This is a genomic window from Methylobacterium aquaticum (assembly GCF_016804325.1).
Taxonomy (GTDB): domain Bacteria; phylum Pseudomonadota; class Alphaproteobacteria; order Rhizobiales; family Beijerinckiaceae; genus Methylobacterium; species Methylobacterium aquaticum_C.
In genome coordinates this window covers 991,554-1,016,072 of sequence record NZ_CP043627.1, presented here as the reverse complement: position 1 = coordinate 1,016,072, position 24,519 = coordinate 991,554, and the positions used below count along the sequence as shown (strand labels likewise).

The 24,519-nt window shown below is 70.4% G+C and carries 14 protein-coding genes and 1 pseudogene; 8 read left to right on the top strand and 7 right to left on the bottom strand.

Translation table 11 applies throughout. The features are described from left to right. Positions 1-40 precede the first annotated feature (40 nt). From nfi to F1D61_RS04450, 4 genes are all read right to left on the bottom strand, one after another. Positions 41-706: a deoxyribonuclease V gene (gene nfi / locus F1D61_RS04465; RefSeq protein WP_203156682.1), complete on the bottom strand. Its 666-nt coding sequence runs from the start codon at positions 704-706 to the stop codon at positions 41-43. Between the two features lie 7 nt (positions 707-713). Continuing rightward, positions 714-1,811, bottom strand: coding sequence for a redox-regulated ATPase YchF (gene ychF, locus F1D61_RS04460; RefSeq protein WP_203156681.1), 1,098 nt, complete (start codon positions 1,809-1,811; stop codon positions 714-716). A 79-nt stretch (positions 1,812-1,890) separates the two neighbouring features. Beyond that, the gene (gene pth, locus F1D61_RS04455; RefSeq protein WP_203156680.1) at positions 1,891-2,502 is read right to left on the bottom strand and encodes an aminoacyl-tRNA hydrolase; all 612 of its coding nucleotides are present in this window, start codon (positions 2,500-2,502) and stop codon (positions 1,891-1,893) included. An 87-nt stretch (positions 2,503-2,589) separates the two neighbouring features. After that, positions 2,590-3,282 carry a 50S ribosomal protein L25/general stress protein Ctc gene (locus tag F1D61_RS04450; RefSeq protein ID WP_203156679.1) on the bottom strand — a complete coding sequence of 231 codons (693 nt, stop codon included), beginning with the start codon at positions 3,280-3,282 and terminating at the stop codon, positions 2,590-2,592. An 847-nt stretch (positions 3,283-4,129) separates the two neighbouring features. On the opposite strand from F1D61_RS04450, the gene F1D61_RS04445 reads away from it, so the two are divergent. Then, a complete protein-coding gene (locus tag F1D61_RS04445) occupies positions 4,130-8,119 on the top strand; it encodes a glycosyltransferase (RefSeq protein ID WP_203156678.1) in 3,990 nt (1,329 codons plus the stop codon). A gap of 165 nt (positions 8,120-8,284) precedes the next feature. Here F1D61_RS04445 and F1D61_RS04440 read toward each other — a convergent pair whose 3' ends face one another. Next, positions 8,285-8,740: a hypothetical protein gene (locus F1D61_RS04440; RefSeq protein ID WP_203156677.1), complete on the bottom strand. Its 456-nt coding sequence runs from the start codon at positions 8,738-8,740 to the stop codon at positions 8,285-8,287. A gap of 276 nt (positions 8,741-9,016) precedes the next feature. On the opposite strand from F1D61_RS04440, the gene F1D61_RS04435 reads away from it, so the two are divergent. The 6 genes and pseudogenes from F1D61_RS04435 (at position 9,017) to F1D61_RS04410 (ending at position 14,094) form a co-directional block, all read left to right on the top strand. Next, positions 9,017-9,238 carry a glutathione S-transferase gene (locus F1D61_RS04435; RefSeq protein ID WP_203156676.1) on the top strand — a complete coding sequence of 74 codons (222 nt, stop codon included), beginning with the start codon at positions 9,017-9,019 and terminating at the stop codon, positions 9,236-9,238. 19 nt (positions 9,239-9,257) lie between these two features. Then, positions 9,258-10,861, top strand: a pseudogene (gene ffh / locus F1D61_RS04430) (signal recognition particle protein). A gap of 76 nt (positions 10,862-10,937) precedes the next feature. Next, entirely contained in the window at positions 10,938-11,297 is a 360-nt protein-coding gene (rpsP, locus tag F1D61_RS04425) for a 30S ribosomal protein S16 (protein ID WP_203156675.1), read from the top strand. Between the two features lie 7 nt (positions 11,298-11,304). After that, complete coding sequence (gene rimM, locus F1D61_RS04420) at positions 11,305-12,000, top strand: ribosome maturation factor RimM (protein WP_203156674.1); 696 nt, start codon at positions 11,305-11,307, stop codon at positions 11,998-12,000. A gap of 1,001 nt (positions 12,001-13,001) precedes the next feature. Further along, on the top strand, positions 13,002-13,244 hold the full coding sequence (locus F1D61_RS04415) for a hypothetical protein (protein ID WP_203156673.1): 243 nt from the start codon (positions 13,002-13,004) through the stop codon (positions 13,242-13,244). 658 nt (positions 13,245-13,902) lie between these two features. Further along, positions 13,903-14,094: a hypothetical protein gene (locus tag F1D61_RS04410; RefSeq protein WP_203156672.1), complete on the top strand. Its 192-nt coding sequence runs from the start codon at positions 13,903-13,905 to the stop codon at positions 14,092-14,094. A gap of 31 nt (positions 14,095-14,125) precedes the next feature. Here the strand turns inward: F1D61_RS04410 and F1D61_RS04405 are convergent, their stop codons facing one another. After that, positions 14,126-15,553 (bottom strand): peptidoglycan-binding protein, encoded by a 1,428-nt coding sequence (locus F1D61_RS04405; RefSeq protein WP_203156671.1) that lies wholly within the window; start codon positions 15,551-15,553, stop codon positions 14,126-14,128. Positions 15,554-15,856: 303 nt separating this feature from the next. Between F1D61_RS04405 and F1D61_RS04400 the strand changes: the two genes are divergently transcribed. Continuing rightward, positions 15,857-21,154 carry an alpha-2-macroglobulin family protein gene (locus tag F1D61_RS04400; RefSeq protein ID WP_203156670.1) on the top strand — a complete coding sequence of 1,766 codons (5,298 nt, stop codon included), beginning with the start codon at positions 15,857-15,859 and terminating at the stop codon, positions 21,152-21,154. 185 nt (positions 21,155-21,339) lie between these two features. On the opposite strand, the gene F1D61_RS04395 is transcribed toward F1D61_RS04400, so the two are convergent. Beyond that, on the bottom strand, positions 21,340-24,276 hold the full coding sequence (locus tag F1D61_RS04395; RefSeq protein ID WP_203156669.1) for a bifunctional diguanylate cyclase/phosphodiesterase: 2,937 nt from the start codon (positions 24,274-24,276) through the stop codon (positions 21,340-21,342). Positions 24,277-24,519: the final 243 nt, after the last annotated feature.

Here is a 24,519-nt window from a genome sequence, read left to right as displayed (position 1 = left end):
GGCTAGCACGGCGAAGGTCCGACGCGAAAGCGCTGCGGCCTCAAGAGAAGGCGCCCGCGGCCTTGTGGGCGAGGCGGATCGGCTCGGGCAGACGGAATTTCGGCGCGCAGGCCAGAACCAGGGCGACGCTCGACGGGATGTCGGCGAGGTGGCCGGGCGAGATGAAGAGCGGGTGCTTCCCCGTGCGGGTGCGCACGACTGCGCCGATCGTCTCGCCCTTGTCGACCAGCGGCTGGTGGGCGCCCTTCTCCTCGGCGAGCGGCGCATAGCGGCCGCAGAGCCGGGTCTTGCCGACGCCGATCGTCGGGCGCTGGAGCCACAGGCCCAGATGGCTGGCGATGCCGATGCGGCGCGGATGCGCGATGCCCATGCCGTCGAACAGGAACACGTCCGGTTCGGCCTCCAGGCGTCCGAACGCCTCCTCCAGCACCGGGCCCTCGCGGAAGCTCAGCAGGCCCGGCACGTAGGGAAACGGCGTCGGCATCAGCGCCGTCACCGTCTCGACCACCCGGAAATCCGGATAGGTCGCGACCACGATCGCCGCGTGCGAGCGGTCGTTCTTCACGCTGACGTCGACGCCGGCGACGAGCCGCACGGCGTCGAGGTCGAGGGCTTTGTCGGCCACGATCTCGTCGGCGAGCTCACGCTGGAGCGCCACCGCTTGCGTCGGCGTCAGGTTCCAGTCGTGGCGCCGGACGAGATCCATCGGCGCGTCAGTTGGCGAAGCGGAAATGCAGCACGTCGCCGTCCTGCACCAGGTACTCCTTGCCCTCGAGGCGCAGCTTGCCGGCCTCGCGCGCCCCGGCCTCGCCCTTCAGCGCCGTGTAATCGGCATAGGCGATGGTCTCGGCCCGGATGAAGCCCTTCTCGAAGTCGGTGTGGATCACGCCGGCGGCGGCCGGCGCCCGGGTGCCCTTGGTGATGGTCCAGGCCCGGGCCTCCTTCGGGCCCACGGTGAAGTAGGTGATGAGGCCGAGCAACTCGTAGCCGGCGCGGATCACCCGGTTCAGGCCCGGCTCGGCGAGGCCGACCGCCTCCAGGTACTCGACCTGGTCGGCCGGCGGCAGCACCGCGATCTCGCTCTCGATCTTGGCCGAGACGACCACCGCCTTGGCGCCTTCCTCCTTCGCGCGGGCGAAGACGGCGGCCGAGTGGGCGTTGCCCGAATCGGCCGAGCCCTCCTCGACGTTGCAGACGTAGAGCACGGGCTTGGCCGTCATCAGGCCGAGCTGGGAGAACAGGCGCTCCTCGTCGGCCTTGCGCTCGACGAGCCGGGCCGGCTTGCCGTCGCGCAGGAGCGGCAGGGCGCGCTGGACGAGGTCGAGGGTTTCCTTGGCCTCCTTGTCGGCGCCCTTGGCCTTCTTCTCGAGCGCGGTGAGGCGCTTCTCGAGGCTGTCGAGATCGGCCAGCATCAGCTCGGTCTCGATCGTCTCGATATCGGCGATCGGGTCGACCTTGCCCTCGACGTGGGTGACGTCCCCGTCCTCGAAGCAGCGCACGACGTGGGCGATGGCGTCGACCTCGCGGATGTTGGCGAGGAACTGGTTGCCGAGGCCCTCCCCCTTCGAGGCGCCGCGAACCAGGCCGGCGATGTCGACGAAGGTCAGGCGGGTCGGGATGATCTCCTTCGAGGAGGCGATCCGGGCGAGGTCGTCGAGCCGGCTATCCGGCACCCCCACCTCGCCGACATTCGGCTCGATGGTGCAGAACGGATAGTTCGCCGCCTGCGCCGCCGCGGTCTGCGTCAGCGCGTTGAAGAGCGTCGACTTGCCGACGTTCGGCAGGCCGACGATGCCGCATTTGAAGCCCATCAGATCGTTCCGTTCGAGTCAGGAGACCGCCGGCCCGCAGCCATAGCGCGTCGTCGTTGCAGTGTGGAGGGTGTCGGAATCAGGCCGGCTTCTCGCCGACGCGCTTCACCTCGTCCCAGCCGCGTCCGGCCATGGCGACGTGGACCTTGTTCTGGAAGCGGGCATCCTCGCCCGAGGCGAGCAGCTCGGCGGCATCCGCCATCGCGTCGCACAGGTCCTCGACCCACGGCATCTCGGCCTTGGCGAAGTCGTTGAGCACGTAGGCGTGGACCAGGGCCTTGTCGCCCGGATGCCCGATCCCGAGGCGGGCGCGCCAATACTCGTTGCCGCATTGCGCGGTGATCGAGCGCAGGCCGTTATGGCCGGCATTGCCGCCGCCCTTCTTCACCCGGAGCTTGGCGGGAGCCAGATCGAGCTCGTCGTGGAACACCGTCACGCCGTCCAGCGCGATCTTGTAGAAGCGCTGCGCCTCGGCGACCGCCCGGCCGGATTCGTTCATGAAGGTCAGGGGCTTGAGCAGCAGCACGCGCTCACTGCCGATCACCGCCTCGGTGCAGTCGCCCTGGAACTTGCGCCGCCACGGCGCGGCACGATGCCGGCGCGCGATCGCGTCGAGCGCCATGAAGCCGATATTGTGCCGGTTGCCCGCGTAGCGGGTCCCGGGATTGCCGAGGCCGACGAACAGCCGCATGGCGACAGACACCCCGAAAAAGAGGAAACGCCCCGGGTCTCGCGACCGGGGCGCTCCGATGACGTGAGAGGTCGAGCCGAGACCGGCTCAGTCCTCCTTGGCGGCCTCGTCCTTGGCAGCCTCTTCGGCGGCCTCTTCGGCAGCCTCGGCCGCCGACTCGGCGCGGGCGGCCTCGGCCACCGCGGCCTCCTCGGCCTCGACCTCGGCGCCGAGCACCGTCGGCGGCACGACCGTGGCGACGACCTCGTCACCCGCGAGGACAAAGGTGGCGCCGGCCGGAGCCGGCAGGTCCGACACGTGGACGGTGTCGCCGATCGCCTTGCCGGTCAGGTCGACCGTGATGGCATCCGGGATCGACTCGGGGGCGACCTCGACCGTGACGGTGTGGTGGACGACGTTGAGCGTGCCGCCCTCCTGCTTGATGCCGGGAGCCGCGTCCTCGTTGGTGAAGTGCACCGGCACCTCGACTTCGATCGACTGGCCGGCGACGACGCGCAGGAAGTCGACGTGCAGCGGGACGCCGGTGACCGGGTCGAGCTGGAAGTCGCGCGGGATCGCCCGGACCTTGCGGCCGCCGGCGCTGATCTCGAACACGGTGGTCCGGAAACCGCCGGCGTAGATCAGGGTGCGGGTGCGGATGAGGTCGATGGCGATGGCCTGCGGCGGCTGGTTGCCCCCGTAGATGACGGCCGGCACCTGGCCCTGGCGACGAACGGCCCGGGCGGCCCCCTTGCCGACCCGGTCGCGTGCCACGGCCTCAAGCGGCTTCACGGCGCTCATGGCGTGATCCTTAAAATTGGTGTGTCTGGATGGCTCAAACGCCGAAGGCCGCCCCCTCGAGGACGGCCCTGTGAACCGACGTCGCCACGCCCGTTCCCATGACGGGAATCCGGCCTCCAAGGGTGTCCGGCGGGCGGGGTGCTGCTAGCAGACGCGAGGCCCGATGGCAAGGATGAGCAAGTATCCTGGCAAGGTATCTCGGCAGGGCATCTTGGCAGGGTATCCTGGCAGCGCATCTCGGCAGGGCCGTTCGACGCAGTCCTCCCTGGGTGCTTCGATGGCACGGATCCTGTTCTCGGCGAGGGCTTCGTGGGTTGCGCGCGGCGGTGCGGGAGCGTCGTTCGCGCGTGGAGCCTGAGCTTCTTTCGCCGAAGCGGTGACCGGTTCGGCGCGAAAAATCTGGGATGAAACAAGAACCTGAGCAGGCGAAGCATTGGCCCGCCACCGCAAGTCCGCGTAGCATGGCGCGGCCGTGGCCTGCGGGCTGGTCCCCGGGTGGATCACCGCGTCGGCGACCCCATGGCTGATGCGTTCCTTCGTCTCGCGGATCCGCTCGAGCCGGCAGGTCCGGGCGCCCTCCGGCCAGCCGAGATGGACGAGTCCGACCGTGAAGGATCACACCCCGCCGCTCGCCCCCGCGGTCGCCTTCTCCGAACCACTCTGCCTGCCCCTTGGACCGTCTTGACAGTATTGCGCCCGGACTCGTAAACCCTCTCGCTTTTTGGAGTGTGACGGAATTATTGTCTCAGGCCCTCTGAACGTGACCTGGATGCGCTAGAAATACAATTTTTGCTTGCGCGCTGTCAGGACGGCAATTTTCAAACGATCGGTAACAGCGGGGAGCATAATGGATTTTTCCAAGCAGTTGCGGCTCGACGCGAGCGAGAGTACCGCGACGCTCGATATCAATTTTTATCGTAGTTATTACAAAGAATTGAATGACGCCCCGGACGACGAGATCGTCCGCCATTGGGAGGAATTCGGGCGGGCCGAGGGGCGTTTCGGAACCGAAACGCAAGCCCGGACCGCTGCGGTCGCCTGCGATGGGCTTCCGCAGGATTTCGACATCGAAACGTATCTGCGTCTGAACCCGGATGTCGCGGCCGCGGTCAAATGGGATTTTCAGGCGGTCTACCACTACATCGAGTACGGCAAGGAGGAGCAACGGGCTTACGCCGGCCCGCCGCCCGTCGACGTTCCTGAAGCCGTCGCCATGCCGGATGTCGAGGTCTCGCCGGAGTTGAATGTCCTCCCCGAGGCTCTCCCCGCGCCGGAGGTCGTCGTTGTGCCGGAAGCCGCTGCCGAGCCGGAGGCGGCCACGGACGATCTTCCCTGGGGCTTCAATCTGGCGAGTTACGTCGCCTGCAATCCCGATATTGCGGGCGCGATCAGCTCCAATAGCGGGCGCTTGAAGCATTATTTCGACTATGGCCGCGCCGAGAATCGCAACAACGCCCCGCTGCATTACGACGCAATCTTTCTTTCGCAGCTCTATGGCGTCAGCGTTCCCAACGGCCTGTCGGGCCGACAGGCCGTCTCCCTCGTCAAGCAGCGACTACGTCCGGCAGACGACCAAATCATTTATTTCTGCGAAGCGGAAGCCGCAAAATTCAACGGAATCGAAATCCCGTATTTTTCACAATACTTCGATCATGATTATTACAGATATAAATATCTCAGGAGTTCGGGAAAATTCTTCAACAGGGCCGAGTGCGTACGACATTTCTGTGAGATCGGGCAGCACGAACAGTTCGACATCTCGGGCGATGCCGCCTTCGACGACGCCTTCTTCCGTGCCGAGCACGAATCCGACGGCTCTGCCGCCGGATCAACGCGAGAGGAGCGCTACCGGCGCTGGCTGAGGAGCGGTCCGGGCGAGCCGCTCTGGCCGAACCTCCGGATGCTCGTGCGGTTCGTCTACGGGGCGAAGCTGCCGCGGTCGGTCGAGGCCGGCGTCGCGGCCCGCGTCGCGCAGGAGGCGGACCGGGCCGAGCCGGCGAAGCCGAGCCAGATCGTGGCGAGCCTGCTGGCATGGACGCTGGACCTGAACGATCCCGCGGCGGCAGGCTTCTTCATCGACGTGGCGGATGCGCGCGCGCGGCAGGGCCAGGATGTCGAGGCCGCCGAACTCTATGCGCGCGCCCTGGTCCATGCTCCGGGCCACCCCCGCGCCCTCGATCGTCGGGCGGACCTGATCCAGCGCGGCGGCAACCTCGCCCTGGCGACCGGTCTGCGCCGCCACATCCTCGCGCTCGATGCCGGCACGGAGTGGACCTTCCGCCAACTGGCCGATGGTGAGATCGCGCTCGGCGAGCCGGAGGCCGCCCTGCGCACCATGGTGGCGGGCGTAAAGAAATATCCGGGCGATGTCGGCCTGCGCCTCCACCTGCGCGAGGCCCAGGAGAAGTTCTTCTACGACGTCTGGGAGAAGAGCGCCGACCTGGCCCTGGACGCGGGCTACGACAAGGCCCGCGCGCTCGTGACCGGGGCCGCGCGATCCCTCGCCTCGGGGGAGGAGCGGCCGACGGTCGGTGCGGGCCCGGTCCGCCGCGTCGCGGTCTACGCCAATTGTGGCCTGGCGCAGTGCCGCTTCTACCGGGTCGACCAGCGCGCCGAGCAGCTCGTGGCGGCCGGCTACGAGGTCACGGTCTACGACTACACCAAAAATCACGACCAATACATGCTCGATCTTATGCAGATCGACTACACGATTTTTTATCGCGTTCCTGCATTTCCAAACGTCATCGATGCCATCACCAAGACGGCCCAGCTCGGTGTCGTGACGATCTACGACACCGACGACCTCGTGTTCGATTCGGAGTATTTCCCACCGGGGCTCGACACCTATGCCGGCCTGATCGACGCCCGCCAGCATGCCTCGATGGCCTGCGGCGTCAGCCTGTTCGCCGAGGCCGCCGCCTTGTGCGAATACGGCATGGCCTCGACGCCGAGCCTCGCCCGGCACCTCGAGCGCCGGGTGCGGACCGGCACGGTGTTCCACCATCCGAACGCCCTGAGCGGCGCGCACGTCGTCAGCATGCAGGGGCGGGGACCGGCGACGGCGGCCCGGGACGCCGTCACGATCTTCTACGGGTCGGGCACCAAGGCCCACAAGCTCGACTTCGAGCAGCTGATCGAGCCGGCCCTGGCACGCCTGTTCGAGACCCACGGGGCTCGGATCCGCCTCGTGGTGGTCGGTGACGTGACGGTCTCGGACCTGCTGCGCCCTTGGGCCGAGTCCATCATCGTCTCGCGGCCGATCGCCAATGTCGGGGTGTACTGGGACCTCCTGCGCGAGGCCGACATCAACATCTCGGTGCTGGTGCCGGACGCCTTCAACGACTGCAAGAGCGAGATCAAATGGATGGAGGCCGCGATGTTCGGCATTCCGTCCGTGGTGAGCGCCACGCAGACGCATCGCGAGGTGATCGTCGGCGGCGAGACCGGTTTCCTGTGCGAGTCGAGCGCGGCGTTCCACGCCGCCCTCGACCGCCTGGTCCGCTCACCCGACGACAGGCGGCGGATCGGCGAGGCGGCCCGGCAGGTCGTGCTCGACCGCTACGGGATGGAGCGCCAGGCGCGGGAACTGGCTGGCATCATCGCGCGGTCGACCGCGGGCCAGCTCGCCCCGCGCAAAAAACTCGTCATCGTCAACGTGTTCTACCCGCCGCAGGCCATCGGCGGCGCGACCCGGGTCGTGCACGACAACGTCCGCTCGCTGGGCCGGATTCTCGGGCCCGAATGGCAGATCGACGTGATCTGTACCCTCGAGGGCGGGCCGGTGCCCTACGCCCTCGACTGGTACGTCCGCGACGGCGTGCGGGTGTTCTGCATCACCGCCGGCAACCAGCCGGACATCGACAGCCTCGTCGAGGATCCGGAGATGGGGCGCGTCTTCGACCGCGTCCTCGACCGGATCGCCCCGGACCTGATCCACTTCCACTGCATCCAGCGGCTGACCACGAGTTGCCTCACCGCCGCGACCCGGCGGAACATCCCCTACCTGATCACGATGCATGACGGGTGGTGGATCTCGCCGCACCAGTTCCTGATCGACGGAAACCGGGCGGTCGTGACCTACGACTATACCGGCCGGGCCTCGCTCGATACCTACATGAGCGAGGACTACGTCAGGGCGCGGACGCTGCTGCGCTGCATCAGGGGCGCCGAGCGCGTCCTGACCGTGTCGCGGCCGTTCGGCGAGTTGTGCCGGCGGGTCGGCCTCGACCGGATCGAGGTGGTCGAGAACGGCGTGTCGCGCCTGCCCGAGGTCATGCGGACCGAGAGCCCGACCGGCCGGGTCCGCCTCGGCTTCATCGGGGGGCTCGCCGACCACAAGGGCTACGGGTTGATCCGCAACGTGATCCGCAACGAGCCGTTCCGGAACCTGAGCCTGCTGCTGATCGACCATGCCATGCACCCGAACGAGCGGGTCACGGAGGAATGGGGGAGCGTGCCGGTCGAGATCCGGGGCAAGTTCCCGCAATCGGGCGTCGGCGGCCTCTACGCCCATATCGACGTGCTGCTGGCGCCCTCGGTCTGGCCGGAGAGCTACGGCCTGGTGACCCGGGAGGCGATCGCCTCGGGCTGCTGGGTCGTCGCGTCCGACCGGGGCGCGGTGGCCGAGTGCGTGGTCGAGGGCCGCAACGGCCTCGTCGTCGACGTGGCGGACGAGACCGGTCTCCTCGCCGCGCTCCGCGTCATCGACGACAACCCGGCGGTCTACCTGCGCTCGCCCGACCACACGATCCCGATCCGGACCGCGGACCAGCAGGCCGAGGACCTCGCGGTCATCTACGGCGAGGTCGTCGAGGCCGACCGGGCGAAGCGGACCTGATCCCGCGAGCCTCGGCGCCGCCCTCCCCCGGGGCTGCGGCGGCGCCGGGGTTCTCGCGTCCGGGCATGACACCCGAAAGCGAAACGCCCCGGCATCGATCCGTCGATGCCGGGGCGTCGTCTCGTGCGAGAGGCGCGGGGTCAGGTCGGACGATTCCGGGACCCGTCAGCGCCGCGGCTGGAACAGCGGCTGGGCCAGGGCCTCGGCCCGGGCCATCCACAGGTCGCGCTCGGCGCGCAGCTCCTCGGCCCGGTCGACCTCCTGCTGCACGTGGGTACGCAGGGCGCGCAGCTCGTCGGCGAGCATCGCCTGCAGCTCGTCGTACCGCCCGTGCTCCTGCCGCAGGCGCGCCTTGAGCATCATGTTCTCGGCCATCAGCGCGGCGAGGTCGTCCTGCTCGGCGACGGGCGCCGCCGCGGGAGCCTCGGGCGCCGCCGGCTCGCTCGGGGCGACGATGCGCGGCTCCCAGGCCGGCGGCGGGGTCTCGGCCGGCCGGCGCGGCGCGGCGCGCGCCTGGTCGGCGGCATCGATCCGCGACAGGGTCGCGAGCCAGTCCTGAAGCGGGCCGGAGGGCGGCCGGGCGGCGGCGGGGGTCTGCGTCTTCAAGGCGGGATCGGACACGCCGCATCTCCTGCGAATCTTGAGGACCAGTTAACCTCCCGCATGGTTAAGAACCGGTAAATGCGCCTCCGATCCGGTCGGTCCGGGTTTCAAACGTTGACATCGCGGGCGCGGGGGATAGGCCCCGGCCTCTCAAGGACGAGGTCTCGTCCCGACGCCGACCGGCCCGTGAGGCCGGAGGTCAACGCCCGACAGCGCGATGCGCCCTCGGGCGCGACTTGCGTTGGGCGAATCCTCGAGACGTACCGCCCCACCGGGCGGCCCGCAGGAGACCGGATGACCAGGACCGACCCCACGCCGTTGCGCATCGAGGACGCGGTGAACGAGCTCTGCCCCTGGTCGGGCAAGCCGATCGCGGCCGACTCGCTGGCGCTCTACAACGGCGCGGTCGTCGGTTTCTGCAATCCCGGTTGCCGCGACAAGTTCGAGCGGGCGCTGAACCACTTCGAGGGCGCCCTCCAGGTCCGGCGCGCCGCCTCCGCGGGCGTAGACGAGTGAACGTCGGAGACTGACGCGCATGTTCGAAGGCCTCTCCGACCGCCTCTCCGGCATCCTGTCCGGGCTGACCCGCCGCGGCGCCCTGACCGAGGCCGACGTCACCGCCGCCCTGCGCGAGGTGCGCCGCGCCCTCCTGGAGGCGGACGTCGCCCTCGAGGTCGTGCGCTCCTTCACCGAGAAGGTGCGCGAGCAGGCGGTCGGCGCCGTCGTGCTGAAGTCGGTGACGCCCGGCCAGATGGTCGTGAAGATCGTCAACGACCAGCTCGTGGCGATGCTCGGCGGCGAGGCCGGCATCATCGACCTCAACGCGCCTGCCCCCGTCGGCATCCTGATGGTCGGCCTCCAGGGCTCGGGCAAGACCACCACCACGGCCAAGATCGCCCGGCGCCTGACCCAGCGCGACAAGCGCCGGGTGCTGCTCGCCTCCCTCGATACCCGCCGCCCGGCGGCGATGGAGCAGCTGGCGGTTCTCGCCAGCCAGGTCGGCGTCGAGTCGCTGCCGATCGTCGCCGGCCAGTCGGCGGTGCAGATCGCCAGGCGCGCCATGGAGGCCGCGCGGCTGGGCGGCTTCGACGTGGTGATGCTCGACACCGCCGGCCGCGTCACCCTCGACGAGGCGCTGATGCAGGAGGCCGCCGACGTCAAGGCGGCCACCAACCCGCACGAGGTGCTGCTCGTCGCGGACGCCTTGACCGGCCAGGACGCGGTCAACACCGCGCGCGCCTTCGACGAGCGGCTCGGCGTCACCGGCATCGTGCTCACCCGCATGGACGGCGATTCCCGCGGCGGCGCGGCGCTCTCGATGCGGGCGGTCACCGGCAAGCCGATCAAGCTCGTCGGCACCGGCGAGAAGGTCGACGCGCTGGAGGAGTTCCATCCGGCCCGCGTCGCCAACCGCATCCTCGGCATGGGCGACATCGTCTCGCTCGTCGAGAAGGCGGCCGAGACCATCGACCAGGAACAGGCCCTTCGCGTCGCCGAGAAGATGCGCAAGGGCAAGTTCGACCTCGACGACCTGTCGATGCAGCTCGCCCAGATGGAGAAGATGGGCGGGATCGGCGGCCTGATGGGCATGCTGCCCGGCATGGGCCAGATCAAGAAGCAGGTCGAGGGCGCCAACCTCGACGAGAAGATGTTCAAGCGCCAGCGCGCCATCATCTCGTCGATGACTCCCGAGGAGCGCCGCAACCCCGACGTGCTCAAGGCCTCGCGCAAGAAGCGCGTGGCGAAGGGCGCCGGCGTCGACGTCTCGGAGATCAACAAGCTCCTCAAGATGCACCGCACCATGGCCGACATGATGAAGGCCATGGGCTCGGGCAAGCGTGGCATCGGCCAGGCGCTCGGCAGCATGTTCGGGCTCGGCGGCGGCGGCATGGGGGGCATGGGCGGCTTGGGCAAGATGATGGGCGGCATGCCCCAGCCCACCCCCGAGATGCTCGCCGAGCTGCAGAAGGCCCTGCCGCCCGGCACCTCCCTTCCGCCGATGCCCCCGGCCTCGGCGGTCCCAAGGCGCCCGGCCCCGCCGGCAAAGCGCCCCCCACCGCCCCCGGCCTGCCGGGCTTGGGCGGCAAGCTCCCGGGCCTTCCCGACCTCGGCGGCCTTCCCTTCGGCAAGAAGAAGTAGGCGGTCCGGGATCCATCCGGATTCCCCCGTCCGCATCGTCGAACACCCCTCGAACCTCAAGAACAGGAAGAGACCCATGTCCCTCAAGATCCGCCTCACCCGTGGCGGCGCCAAGAAGCGCCCGTACTACCGCATCGTCGTCGCCGACGCCCGCTCTCCCCGCGACGGCCGCTTCATCGAGAAGGTCGGCGCCTACGACCCGATGAAGCCGAAGGACGATCCGGCCCGCGTGATCCTCGAGACCGAGAAGGTCCAGGCCTGGCTCGCCAAGGGCGCCCAGCCGACCGACCGCGTCCTGCGCTTCCTCGACGCCGCCGGCCTCGCCAAGCGCCCGACCCGCAACAACCCACAGAAGGCCGAGCCGGGCACCAAGTCCAAGGAGCGCGCCGCCGCCCGCGCCGAGAAGGCCGGCGCCGCCGCCGGCTCGGCCGAGTAAGCCTCTCGTGGCGCGCCGCCCCGACGCCCGTCCTCCGCGTGGCAAGACCCCTTCGGGTCCGGCCGGTGGGGGCTCCGATCCGCGCCGGGGCGCAGGCGCGCCCGCGCCTTTTCGCGGCAAGCCGGCGCCTGCGCGCACCGAGACCGGGATCGCCGCCGATCCCGGCTTCGTGCTGCTCGGCGAATTCGGTCGCGCCCACGGCCTCAACGGCGAGGTGCGGCTGAAATCCTACACCGCCGACCCGACGGCGATCGGGTCCTACGGCCCGCTCACCGGGGCCGACGGACGCACGATCGAGATCGCGTCCCTGCGCTCCGCCGCGGGCGCGGCCGACATGATGATCGCCCGGGTCGCGGGTGTCTCCGGCCGCGACGGCGCCGAGAGCCTGAACCGCCTCGCCCTCTATGTCGCGCGCGACCGCCTCGGTGCGCCCGAGGAGGAGGACGAGTTCTTCGCCGCCGACCTCGTCGGGCTGGCGGTGGTCGACCGTCACGGTGCCCCCGTCGGCACGGTGCGGGCCGTGCCCAATTTCGGCGGCGGCGACCTCCTGGAGATCGCCCCGGCCACCGGCGGCAGCCCGGCCCTCCTGCCCTTCACCAAGGCCTTCGTGCCGGAGATCGACATCGCCGGCCAGCGCGTCGTCGTCGATCCGCCCGAGGACCTGTTCGCCCCGGCGGCGCCGCGGGATCCGGACGCTCCTTGAGGGCGGCACGCGGGCGGGGGGTCGGGATGCCCGCCACCGGTGATCGACTGCACGACGTCCTCGCTCGACGGGACTGCCGATTTCGCTTCGCCCGGTCCTGACACGTGCAGCCTGGGGTCGACCTCCGCTCCTGCCATCCGGGACGATCTTGGGATTGATGCAGTAGCGCCTGGCGGGCTGCCTCAAGCTGTCTCGGCTGTGCTGGACCGCTCGACGGATCGCCGCTACCTTCGTGGCGCAGCCGTGATGAACCTAGCCCAGAGCGCGTCTCTTCTCTCGTGCGTGGAAAGTTCACGATCAAATCCTATGATCAAACACCCGAAATCTTCCTGCATAAATATTTGATAATACACTAGTCACGGTTGCTCGAGTGGCAAATGAGCTTACAGCTCTCTGTAATAAAAGGCGTTATTTGATATAAATTAAATCGATAAAATGGCTCTATAGTATTAGCTAAAACAATATCAACAAAATAATATATACACTGCAGTGGCTTATTTTCTGATCAAAAAATTTTTACCGTTGTAACTATCAAAATTATACCCATCTTACGCATGCTATGCCTGCCGTGCCGGCGCGTTCGAGAGAAACCGCGAGACCGTTTAGGGACGGATTTTTATCGATTCAGTCTCGAAGCGGTTAAATCCTCTAATATATTCTATATGACGTGGATGTGGAATTATTATAAATTCGATGACATGCAGAGGCGGAAAAGGTGGCGGCACAGCCAATTTCCAGAAAGGCGAAATCCGATCTTTTTTCGATTTGACCGCAGAAAGTCATTTTTACGAATGATCGAGATGGTCCGGCGTTGCACCTGTGCCGATCCAGCGCTACCAAGGCGTTATCAGACGCAAGCCGGCTGACGCTCCGATCTGCTGCAACCTGCCGAATGGCCAGGAGCGAATCGTCGAGCGTCCGTCCGCCGCAGCCACCAGCATGACGGGGCCACGGCGCTCCCTTGCGTGCCCCTTCCCTCGACAAGCACGGATCTACCCAGCATGCCGATCAAGGCCATCAACGACCGCAAGAAGCTCTCGTCCGACTTCAACGAGGCCAACGACGCCTTCATCGACGCAGTGCTCGGCGCGCTCCAGGCCGGCGACATTCCGCTCGATCTGGCCCGGGCCTACCTCGCTCACCCGGTCGCGATGATGCATGCGAGCGGCGCGCAGGCCGTTGCCGACTATTTCGAGCGGATCCTGTCGCAGAAGCCGAAGATCGACTGGACGCCGGGCGTCTGAACAGGCCCGTGTGATGGGCACGCTCTGCCGGTCCCGTGCCTCCGGCGGATCGGGAGGCCGGGAGCGCCTTACGGCAAGAGGCGTCCTGCCATGAACGTGGTGCCCATCGCGACTGGCCTGCGCGTTGCCGGAACGGGCACTTCCCTTGCCCGGAGCGGACCTTCGGAGCGCCCGGTTCTCGACTGCGCCGACGTTTCGAAGCGGAATCACGGTCAAGGGTTGGCCGGTGCGCATGCCCGTTACGGCCCGGTCGACGATCGGGCCGACCGCGCGCCTCGCCGAGGTCGAGGAGGCGAACGAGACATCGTTTCAGCCCGTTGGCTTCGGCTGGGGCTAAGCGGATTTCGCCGGAGTGATTACCGGTTCGGCGCAAAAAAAATCTGCGACAGGACAAGAAGCCTGAGCGGGCGAAGCGTTGGCCTGCCAAGGCAAGTCTGCCTAGGGCGGCTGCGGAACCGGCTGGACGCGCGGCAAGCTCGGTTGGATGGCGGGCGGATGCCGTGATCACCAGGGTCGTCGGCCGCAACCGCCGCCGGATCTCACCCGACCGTCCCTGCACGACTTGCCCTACACGACTTGCCCTGCACGACTTGCGCCCCAAGGCCACTGCCGGCACATCCCGGGGACCGTATGCTCACCGCCGCAGAGGGACCCGAGCGTGTACAAGGTAACAGGAACCGACCCGACCGGCCGCGCGCTGACATTCGCCTGCGGCACGGATCTGCAGGCGCTCGACAAGGTCCGGGAGCTGCTGGGGCGCGGTTTTCGCGATATCTCGGTGGCCGATCCCAAGGGGAAGACGACCAGCGGCACGGCGTTCGAGCACTCCGTCGGGCTGGATTACGACTGAACTCCCCCCGGTCCGCGGCCGAAAGGTGTCTTCACCCTCCGCACCGCACCCCCACCACCGCCCCGGCGAAGCGCCCGGCGATCGCCCCGGCGGTGAGCGGCGGGGTGTCGGGCCCGGCGGCCTTCGGGGTGTCCGGGCCGAGGAAGGCCTTCAGCGCGGCGAGGCCCACGAGCGGGTGGGTGAGCGGGGGCAGAACCCCGGCGACGAGGCGGGGTTGCGCCGGCAGGCGGGCGACGAGGCTCAGCAGCCGGCCGGAGCGGTTGAGGACCGGGGCACCGGCGGCGCCGGGCTGGAGCGGGGCGAGGAGGCCGGACGCCGCGATGTCGCCGGTGGTCACGGTCGCGCCCTCGGCGCCCGCCGCGAGCACGATCGCGGCCTCGCCCGGGGCGGCCGGCGCGGAAGCGAGGGCGGGCGGCGATCCGGGCGGGGTCGCGCCATCGAGGAGGGCGAGGCCGCTCGCCTCGTCGCGCCGCACGAGGCGAGCCGGTTCTCCGGCGATCCGGGGGCTCGAACACGCGCCGGGCAGTACCGCGACGACCCGGCGGGGGCCGACGACGAGGCCGGTGGCAGCCCCCGGCCCGGCGCCAGGCGATACCGGCGCGGCCGGCCCTGACACCGTCGCGGCCGGCCGCGTCGGCACCGGCGGGGTCTCGTCCGGGAACGGCACGAAGCTGTTGGCGATGGCGATGACCATCCGGTCCATCTCCCGGGCCGAGGCCTTGTCGTAGGCCAGGGTGAAGCCTCGGATGCCCGCGGGGCCGGCGGCGTGGCGGATGTAGAACTTGCCGGCCGGCGTCTCGCCGGTGACGACCGTGAAGTCCGGCCGCTTGAGGGAATAGGTCACCTTGCGCTCGGGCGTGACCAGGGCGCTCTGCGCGAACAGGGCGTCGAGGTCGGCCTCGCCGGGGGCGGCGGCCCTGGTGTCGAGGGTGATGCGCCCGTCCGGGCTCTGCCAGCGGGTGCCGCCGGGCGAAGTCCCTCCGGCCAGTCGGCTGCGCTTCGGGAGCAGCCGCTCCGGCACCCCGATGACGAGGCCGGTGGCGGGATCCGCCGCCACGGTGAACCGGGCCGCCCGGCGCGCCGCCTCGCCGGCGGCAAGCAATGCGGCGCGGGCGGGTTCGTCCAGGATCCCGGTCGAGGTGGCGCCGGATCTGGTCTGCCAGGCGCCGATCGCCTCGTAGGTCCGCCGGCCGAAGGCGCCGGTGACGACGCTGTTGTAGCTGCCGGCCCAGACCAGGGCGTCCTGCACCGCCCGGCGCTCCGCCTCGGGCCGGGCCTCGAAGGCGGAGCGGGCGGCCTCGAAGACGGGGTCGGGCGTGGCCGGGCTCGTGGGGCGGGGTGCGGGAACCTTCGCGGCGGGCGCGGCGGAACCGGGACCCTGCTGCGCGAGTGCCGGAGCGAGACCCCAGGCGAGGAACGGCAGCAGGCCGGCGGCGATCAGGCGGACGGGTCGCGGCATCGGGCTCTCCGAGGACAGGCCCCGGACCTTGGCAGAGGCGCCGCGGGACTTCCAGGGCTCCTCTTCCACCGGACGACGTCTTGCGGGCCCATGTCTTGTGGGACTACGTCTTGCCCGCACTCGTCTTGTCGACGACGAGTTTCTTCCCGGTCGCAAGGTCGATCGACCGGCCGTCATGATGAATGCAAGGCCGATCGGACGAAGCCTTGGCGAAATCGATCGCCTCGGAGCGACGGGCCGATTGCACTGCCGTCGGGCGCTGCTTAGGCTCCGCCCGCGCGGGGAATCGCTGCGGGGCCGGACATGTCGCTCATCTCAACGGTCGGTCGCATCGCCATCGGCCTGACCGGCCTGCTGGCAGGGCTTCCCGGCGCGGTGGCCCAGCAACCCGCGAGCCCGGCGCCCCGCCGCGCCGCCCTGGTGCAACCGGCGCCCAGGCCGAAGAGCTTCGTCCGCCCGGCATTGGCCAGCGAGGCGGTGCGGCTCGAGGCGCGGGTGAAGGAGGAAGGCGGCGCGAGCGGAAAATCCGCCCTGCAGTGGCGCCGCGAGGCCGACGCCCTCAAGGCGAAGGACGAGACCGACGGGGCGCTCACCGCCTATCGCCGGGCGGCAATCGCGGAGCCGGCGGATTGGCGCAACTGGTACGCCCTGGCGGAGACCGCGGGCGAGGCCGAGAACGACGATTACGACACCAACCAGAAGCTGAAGGCGGAGGCCCGGGCCGGCGCCTACCTGGCCTATCAGCGAGCGGCCGCCCCGACGGATGAGGCCCGCGCGCTCTCGCTCCTCGGCGCGGTCCTGGCCAAGCAGGAGAGCTGGCGCCCGGCCCTGGAGGCCTACGCGGCGAGCCTGGCGCTGGCGGGCGATCCGGACACGGCCAAGACCTACGAGGCCTTGCGCGACGCGCACGGTTTCCGGGTGCTCGACTACAAGGTCGATTCCGACGCCGCCGCCCCGCGGGCCTGCTTCACCCTCTCGGAAGGCATCGACCCCAAGGCGGATGTCGCGCCCTTCGTCGCCGTCTCGGGCGCCGCCGACACCGCCGTGACGGCGCAGGGGCAGCAGGTCTGCGTCGACGGCCTGCGCCACGGCGAGCGCTACGGCGTCGTGCTGCGCCAGGGCCTGCCCTCGACCGTCGGCGAGAGCTTACGCAAGGCCGCCGATTACGAGATCTACGTCCGCGACCGCAGCCCGCAGGTGCGCTTCACCGGGCGCAACTACGTCCTGCCCCGCACCGGGCAGGCCGGCGTGCCGCTGGTCTCGGTCAACGCGCCGAGGGCCGACGTCGAGGTGGTGCGCATCGGCGATCGCGGGCTGCTGCCGGCCCTGCGCTCGGACGAGTTCCTGTCGCAGCTCTCGGGCAGCGGCCTGCGCACCATCGCCCGCGAGCGCGGCGTCCAGGTCTGGAAGGGCACCCTCGACACGACTCCGGCCGAGACCAACCGCGAGGCGGTGACGGCCTTCCCGGTGCTCCAGGCGGTCGGGAAGGTCGAGCCCGGGCTCTACGTCATGACGGCGCGGCCGAGCGGCACCGCCTCCATCGCCGACGAGGAGGGCGGCTACGAGAGCGAGGCGACGCAGTGGTTCGTGGTCTCGGATCTCGGGCTCACCGCCTTCAAGGGCCGGGACGGGATCCACGTGCTCGCCCGCTCCCTCGCCTCCGCCGCCGTGCTGAAGGGGGCGGAGATCCGCCTCGTCGCCCGCAACAACGAGGTGCTGGCGACCAGGAGCACCGACGGCCAGGGCCACGCCGCCTTCGATCCGGGGCTCGCCCGCGGCGAGGGCGGGGCGGCTCCGAGCCTCGTCGTGGCCCGCCTCGGCGACGATTACGGCTTCCTCGACCTCTCCTTGAGCGCCTTCGACCTCGCCGATCGCGGCGTGAAGGGCAGACCCGCCCCGGGCGCGGCGGAGGCCTACCTGTTTCCCGAGCGCGGGGTCTATCGCTCGGGCGAGACGGTGCAGCTGACCGCGCTCCTGCGCGACGCCAGGGGCGCGGCGATCCCGACCCTGCCCCTCACCCTGGTGGCCAAGCGCCCGGACGGGGTCGAGTACCGCCGGGCGCAGGTGGCGGATGCGGGGTTGGGGGGCCGCGCCTTCTCCCTGCCGCTGCTGCCGGGGGCGCAAGGAGGCACTTGGCGGGTCGCCGCCTATACCGACCCCAAGGCGCCGCCGGTCGGCGAGGCGACGTTCCTCGTCGAGGATTACGTGCCGGAGCGGATCGAGTTGACGCTGACGCCGGCCGAGGCTGCCTTACGCCCAAGCGATCCGGCGACGGTCGGGATAGCGGCGCGCTACCTCTACGGCGCGCCGGGGGCGGGCTTGAGCGTCGGCGGCTCGGTCACGGTGCAGCCGGCCGCCCGCAGCGGCATCAAGGGGTTCGAGGAATTCTCGACCGGCCTCGACGACGAGCGCGTCGAGCCGGTGACGGCGGAACTGGACGCGCCCGTCACCACCGACGCGCAGGGCCGCGCCACGGTACGGGCGCCGGTGCCGGCCTCGAGCGGGCCGCGGCCCTTCGAGGCCCGGGTCTCGCTCCAGGTCGGCGAGCCCGGCGGCCGGGCCGTGCAGCGCAGCCTGACCCTGCCGATCCTGCCCGCCGGCCCGGTCATCGGCATCCGGAAGACCTTCGGCGAGCTGCGCGAGGGCGCGACCGCGACGTTCGAGGTCGCCGCCGCCCGGCCCGACGGCACGCGGCTCCCGGGCGAGGCGACCTGGACCCTGCTGCGGGTCGACCGGCGCTATCAATGGTACCGGGCCGACGGGCGCTGGTCCTACGAGCCGGTCAAGACCACCGCCAAGGTCGCCAACGGCCGCGTGACCCTCGAGCCCGGCGCGCCGGCGAAGGTGGCGATGCCGGTCGATCTCGGCCAGTACCGGCTCGAGGTGCGCAGCCCCGGTGTCGAGGCGGCGAGCCTGTCGTTCAGCGTCGGCTGGAGCGGGTCCGAGACCGCCGATGCGCCCGATCTCCTCGACCTCACCCTCGACCGCGAGGCCTATGCCTCCGGCACCACGCTCAAGGCGCAACTGCGTCCGCGATTCGCCGGCACCGCGACGATCGCAGTGGTGAGCGACAAGGTCCACGAGATCCGCATTCTCGACCTGCCGGCCTCCGGCACCACCGTCGAGATCCCGGTCAAGCCCGATTGGGGCGCGGGCGCCTACCTCGTCGCCACCGCCTACCGGCCCCTCGACCAGGCGGCCAAGCGCCTGCCCGGCCGGGCGATGGGACTGGCCTGGTTCGGGATCGACCGCGACGCCCGCACCCTCGGCGTCACCGTGGAAGCCCCCGCCAAGGTCCGGCCCCGGGGCGAGTTGCGCCTGCCGATCCGGCTGGCGGGGCTCAGACCCGGCGAGGAGGCGCGGGTGACCGTGGCGGCGGTCGATGTCGGCATCCTCACCCTCACCCGCTACGCCAACCCGGACCCGTTCGGGTTCTTCTTCGGCCAGAAGGCGCTCTCGACCGAGATCCGCGACCTCTACGGCTACCTGATCGACGGCATGCAGGGCACGCTCGGCGCGATCCGCTCGGGCGGCGATGCCGGCGGGGCGGAGCTGGAGGGCGCACCGCCCGCCCAGGAGCCGCTCGCGCGCTATTCGGGCGTCGTCACGGTCGGGCCGGACGGCCGGGCCGTGGTGGCGTTTCCGATTCCCGCCTTCAACGGCACCGCCCGGGTGATGGTGACGGCCTGGAGCGCGGCACGGGTCGGGGCGGCGTCGGCCGAGGTGGTGATCCGTGACCCGGTGGTGGCGAGCGGCACCCTGCCGCGCTTCCTCGACATCGGCGACCGCTCGCGCCTGCACGTCGCCCTCGACAACGTCGAGGGGCAGGCCGGCGACTACGCGGTCGATGTCGACCTCGCCGGGCCGGTGGTGGTGCCGGCCGGGGCGCTGAGCCGCTCGCTCCGCCTGGAGCCGGGTGGGCGCGGCGCGGTCGAGATCCCGCTCACCGCCGCCGGTCCGGGGCTCGCCCGCATCGACCTGCGGCTGACCGGCCCGGGGCTCGCCGAGCCGGCCGGCCAGAGCTTTGCCCTCGGCATCCAGCCCGGCACCGGGGCGCTCCTGCGCCGCGAGGTCCGGAAGGTCGAGCCCGGCGCGAGCCTGACCCTGTCGGGCGATCTCCTCGCCGAGGTGATCCCGGGCACCGGCTCGGTGACGCTCGCCGCCTCGCCGCTCAGTGGCATCGACGTGCCGGCCCTGCTCCAGGCCCTCGACCGCTACCCCTATGGCTGCACCGAGCAGGTGGTGAGCCGGGCCCTGCCGCTCCTCTCGGTCAACCGCCTGGCGTCGCTCGCGCAGCTCGGCCTCGACGGCACCGCCGACGAGCGGGTGAAGGCGGCGATCGAAAGGGTGCTGTCGCGCCAGGATTCGAGCGGCGCCTTCGGGCTGTGGTCGGCGGGCCAGGCCGAGGACTTGTGGCTCACGGCCTATGCCACCGACTTCCTGACCCGGTCGAAGGAGCGTGGATTCGCCGTGCCGCCGGGCGCGCTGTCGCTGGCCCTCGACCGGCTGCGCAACAGCGTGGCGAATGCCAACGAGGTCACCGATGGCGGCCTCGACCTCGCCTACGCGGCATACGTGCTCGCCCGCAACGGACGGCCGGTGATGGGCGACCTGCGCTACCTCGCCGACACCAAGCTCGCCTCCTTCGCCACCCCCCTCGCCCGCGGGCAGATCGCGGCGGCGCTCGCGCTGCTCGGCGACCGGACCCGGGCCCGCACCGCCTTCGAGGCCGCCGTGGCCGCAATCCGGGCCGAGCGCGACGGCGGCGCCTACCGGGCCGATTACGGCTCGCGCCTGCGCGACGGCGCCGGGCTGATCGCGCTCGCCGCCGAGACCGGGGTGGCGCGGGACGCCATCGGCGCGCTGGGCACCGTGGTGGGCGAGGAGCGGGAATCCGGCCGCCCGACCAGCACCCAGGAACAGGCCTGGATGGTGCTGGCGGCGGCCGAGCTCGCCAAGGATGCCGCCAAGGATGCGGCGAAGGATGCCCCGTCCCTCGCCGTCGACGGCACGCCGGTCCCGGGCGCCCTCTACCGCACGTTTTCGGGCGCCGCCCTGGAGGCGAAGCCGGTGACGGTGACCAATCGCGGCACCGCCCCGGTACAGCTCGCGCTGGGCATCGCCGGCAACCCGGCGGTGCCGGAGCCGGCCGCGGCGAAGGGCTATGCGATCGAGCGCAGCTTCCACCGCCTCGACGGCAGCCCGGCCGACCTCGCCTCTTTACGCCAGAACGACCGCTTGGTGGTGGTGCTGAAGGTGACCGAGGCCAAGGCCAGCGCCGGCCGCCTGCTCCTCGTCGACCGCCTCCCGGCGGGCCTCGAGATCGACAACCCGAAGCTTCTCGATACCGATGCGGCCGCCGGCCTCGCCTGGGCGAAGTCCGACGTGAAGCCCACCCATACCGAGTTCCGCGACGACCGCTTCGTGGCCGCCTACGACCGCGATCCGAGCCAGTCCGCCTTCTTCAGCGTCGCCTACACCGTGCGGGCGGTGACGCCGGGCCGCTACGTCCACCCGGCGGCGACGATCGAGGACATGTACCGGCCCGAGCGCTACGGGCGCACGGCGTTCGGGACGCTGGAGGTGGGGGCGGCGCGGTAGGGACTGGCGCCGAAAAAGCCCTCTCCCACTCGGCAGAGGGGAGGCGCGCTGCAACTGTCCCCGGACAGCCCTGCCCTGCAGGGGGATGGGAAAGCGCGTCTATTTCCAGAGGGTCAGCTCTCAAAGGCGATGTGCGAATCCGCCGGCCCCGCCCGCGGGGAGAGGAGAAAGCCGCGCTCCTTGCTTTACCGGACAGCCCTGCGCCGGTCTCTCTCGGACTGCTCCACCACGGCGCTCCCCTCACCCGCCATCATCCCGGCGATGCGCTCCGCCGGCTGCGGCTTGCCGAACAGGTAACCCTGCATCTCCCCGCACCCTTCCGCGATCAGGAAGCGCATCTGGTCCTCGGTCTCGACGCCCTCGGCCACCACCCGGAGGCCGAGGCTGCGGCCGAGACCCAGGACGGCGCGCACGATCACGGCGGCGGCCGGGCGCCGCTCGATCTGGCTGACGAAGGAGCGGTCGATCTTGATCGCGTCGAACGGGAAGGCCTGCAGGGTCGCCAGCGACGAGTAGCCGGTGCCGAAATCGTCCATGGCGATGCGGATCCCGAACGACTTCAGCCGGCGCAGGACCGTCATGGCCCGCGCCATGTCGTTGATGATGACGGTCTCGGTGACCTCGATCTCGAGCCGGTCCGGCGACAGGCCGGTCTCGCTCAGGATCGCCAGGACGCGCTCGGGCAGGTCGACCTGCTGGAACTGGCGCGGGGACAGGTTGACCGCGACCGTGAGGGGACGCGCCCAGCCGGCCGCCTCCCGGCAGGCCGCGCGCAGGACCCATTCGCCGAGGGCGACGACGAGGCCGGTCTGCTCGGCGAGCGGGATGAACGCGCCGGGCGGCACTAGGCCGCGCGTCGGGTGCCGCCAGCGCACCAGCGCCTCGAAGCCGACGATCCGCCCCTCCGCCGATGGCCCTTCCGGACGTTCTCCCGCCGGACGTTCTCCCGCCGAACGTTCTCCTGCCGGCTTGGCTGATCCGCCCGGCCGCACCTGCGGCTGGAAGTGCAGCACCAGCTCGTCCCGCGCGATGGCCCGGCGCAGGTCGGCCTCGAGTTGCCGCCGCTCGGCCAGCGCCAAGTCCATGGCCGGATCGAAGGCGCGGGCGGTGTTCCGCCCCTCCTTGGCGGCGTAGAGGGCGAGGTCGGCCCGCCGGAGGATCGTCTCCTTGTCGATCCCATGCGCCGGCGAGACGGCGATGCCGATGCTGGCGCCGATCTCGATGGTCTGGTCGCCGAACCGGACCGGCCGGGCGATCTCCCGGATGAGGGTCTCGGCCCGCGCCACGGCGTCGCCCGGCCCGTCGACCGCGGCGAGCAGGACCGCGAACTCGTCGCCGCCGAGCCGCGCCGCCATGTCCTGTCCCGGATTGTCCTGCGCCTGCAGGCCGGCCCGCAGCCGCTGGGCGACCTCGGTCAGCAGCGCATCCCCGGCGAGATGGCCGAACACGTCGTTGACCTCCTTGAAGCGGTCGAGATCGACGCACAGGACCGCGCACGCCCCCTCGCCGCGACCGGTCTCGGCGAGGCGCCGCCGCAACCGATCGTGGAACAGGGTGCGGTTGGGCAGGTCGGTGAGGGCATCGTGGGCCGCCAGGTGCGCGATCCGGCTCTCGGCCGCCTTGCGCATGTCGATGTCGACATCGGTACCCACGAACCGGGTCGCCCGTCCACCCGCATCGCGGCCGACCACCTTCGCGCGGGTGAGGAACCACCGCCAGGTCCCGTCCTTGCGCCGCAGCCGGTGCTCGCGCTCGACGACCGGGATTTCCCCCTTGAGATGCGCCCGGAGCTGCGCGAAGGTCCCGGCCCGGTCGTCGGGATGGATCAGCGCCTGCCAGGTGCTGTAATGCAACGGCATCTCGCCCGGCTCGAAACCGAGCATGAGCCACCAGCGGTCGGCGGTCCACACCGCGCCGGTGGCGAGGTCGCAATCCCACAGGCCGTCGCTGCCCGCCTCGAGCGCGAGCGCCAGGCGCTCCTCGCTCGCCTGCAGCGCCTCGCGGGCGCGGACCATGTCGTCGATGTCGAGCGCCGTCCCGATCCACTCGACGACGGCCCCCTCCTGCACGACCGGGGCGACGACGATCTTGTGCCAGCGATAGGCCCCCGACGGGTCCCGCCAGCGGATCTCCGCCTCGAAGGTCCGCCGCTCGGCCACCGAACGCTGCCACGCGGCAGCGGTCGCGGCGCGGTCGTCCGGGTGCTGGGCGTCGATGCGCGAGGCTTGGGAGGCGGCGCTCGCGCCGAAGAAGGCCCGGAACGGCCGGTTGCCGTAGAGGGTCGTGCCGTCGTCCTTGACGACCCAGACCATCTGCGGCAGCGCGTCCGTGAGCGCCCGCCTGCGCTCCTCGCTCATGAGCAGCGCTGCCCTCTGCTCGCGCAGCACGCGATTCATCCGGCGCAGGCGGTCGGCGACCAGCGCCAGGGCCGAGCAGGCGAGCACCACGAGGGTGACGCCGGCGATGCCGCCGGCGATCGCCGCGCGCGGCAGGCTGGCGGCATCGCTCGCGGCGCGCGGATCGGGCACGATCTCGGCGGCGGCCATGGCGAGGAAATGCAGCGCGGCGACGCCCCCCGACAGCAGGGTCGCCGACGGGACCAGGCTCCCCCGGCCGTTCCGGTGCCGGCTCATGAGCAGGGAGGCGCAGGTCAGGGCGGATCCGAACCCGAGCGCCGCCGCGGCCAGGCCCGGATGCCAGACGAAGGTCCCGGGCACGCGCACGCTCAGCATGCCGGCGGCATGCATCGCGGCGATGCCGAGGGTCAGCAGGAGCCCCGCGGCGATGCAGCCGGGAGGGCCGTCGGCGCTCCGCAGGAGGGTCAGCGCCGCGAGCGCGCTCGCCACCGCGACAAGGAGCGAGCCGAGGGTGACCGCCGGGTCGTAGCCGAGCCCGATGCCCGGATCGTAGCCGAGCATGGCGATGAAATGCGTGCTCCAGATGCCGGCGCCGGCCGAGAAGGCGGCGCCGAGCAGCCATCCGAGCGAGCGAGCGCCCCGATCGGCGCGCGCCTGTGCGAGCAGTTGCAGCGCCGTATGGCTGGAAAGCCAGGCGACCAGAGTCGCCAGAGGAATTGCCCAGGCCGTGTGTTCGGCAGTCAGGCAGACGAACGCACGATACATGGCATCCCGGCACGTCGATCAATCTGTCCCGCAGTTTGCGGCCAAGTCATTGATCAATCATTACTGCCGCACGAGTGCGTCGACTTGAAAGATATATTTCAGATAACGACCATGCACATCTGCATCAAGAACATAAAGCCGATGCAATCGCGGATAAAAAACTTGTCGCCCCGCAAATCCTTCCGACGTTTGCGGGTGCCGACAGGCCGATCAGATCGATCGATGGCCATGCTCACATCGGAC

Bases quoted from the DNA above. Each gene is read 5' to 3' on its own strand.
- nfi (WP_203156682.1), bottom strand. From the start codon at position 706: ATGGATCTCGTCCGGCGCCACGACTGGAACCTGACGCCGACGCAAGCG.
- ychF (WP_203156681.1), bottom strand. From the start codon at position 1,811: ATGGGCTTCAAATGCGGCATCGTCGGCCTGCCGAACGTCGGCAAGTCG.
- pth (WP_203156680.1), bottom strand. From the start codon at position 2,502: ATGCGGCTGTTCGTCGGCCTCGGCAATCCCGGGACCCGCTACGCGGGC.
- F1D61_RS04450 (WP_203156679.1), bottom strand. From the start codon at position 3,282: ATGAGCGCCGTGAAGCCGCTTGAGGCCGTGGCACGCGACCGGGTCGGC.
- F1D61_RS04445 (WP_203156678.1), top strand. From the start codon at position 4,130: ATGGATTTTTCCAAGCAGTTGCGGCTCGACGCGAGCGAGAGTACCGCG.
- F1D61_RS04435 (WP_203156676.1), top strand. From the start codon at position 9,017: ATGACCAGGACCGACCCCACGCCGTTGCGCATCGAGGACGCGGTGAAC.
- rpsP (WP_203156675.1), top strand. From the start codon at position 10,938: ATGTCCCTCAAGATCCGCCTCACCCGTGGCGGCGCCAAGAAGCGCCCG.
- F1D61_RS04415 (WP_203156673.1), top strand. From the start codon at position 13,002: ATGCCGATCAAGGCCATCAACGACCGCAAGAAGCTCTCGTCCGACTTC.
- F1D61_RS04405 (WP_203156671.1), bottom strand. From the start codon at position 15,553: ATGCCGCGACCCGTCCGCCTGATCGCCGCCGGCCTGCTGCCGTTCCTC.
- F1D61_RS04400 (WP_203156670.1), top strand. From the start codon at position 15,857: ATGTCGCTCATCTCAACGGTCGGTCGCATCGCCATCGGCCTGACCGGC.
- F1D61_RS04395 (WP_203156669.1), bottom strand. From the start codon at position 24,276: ATGTATCGTGCGTTCGTCTGCCTGACTGCCGAACACACGGCCTGGGCA.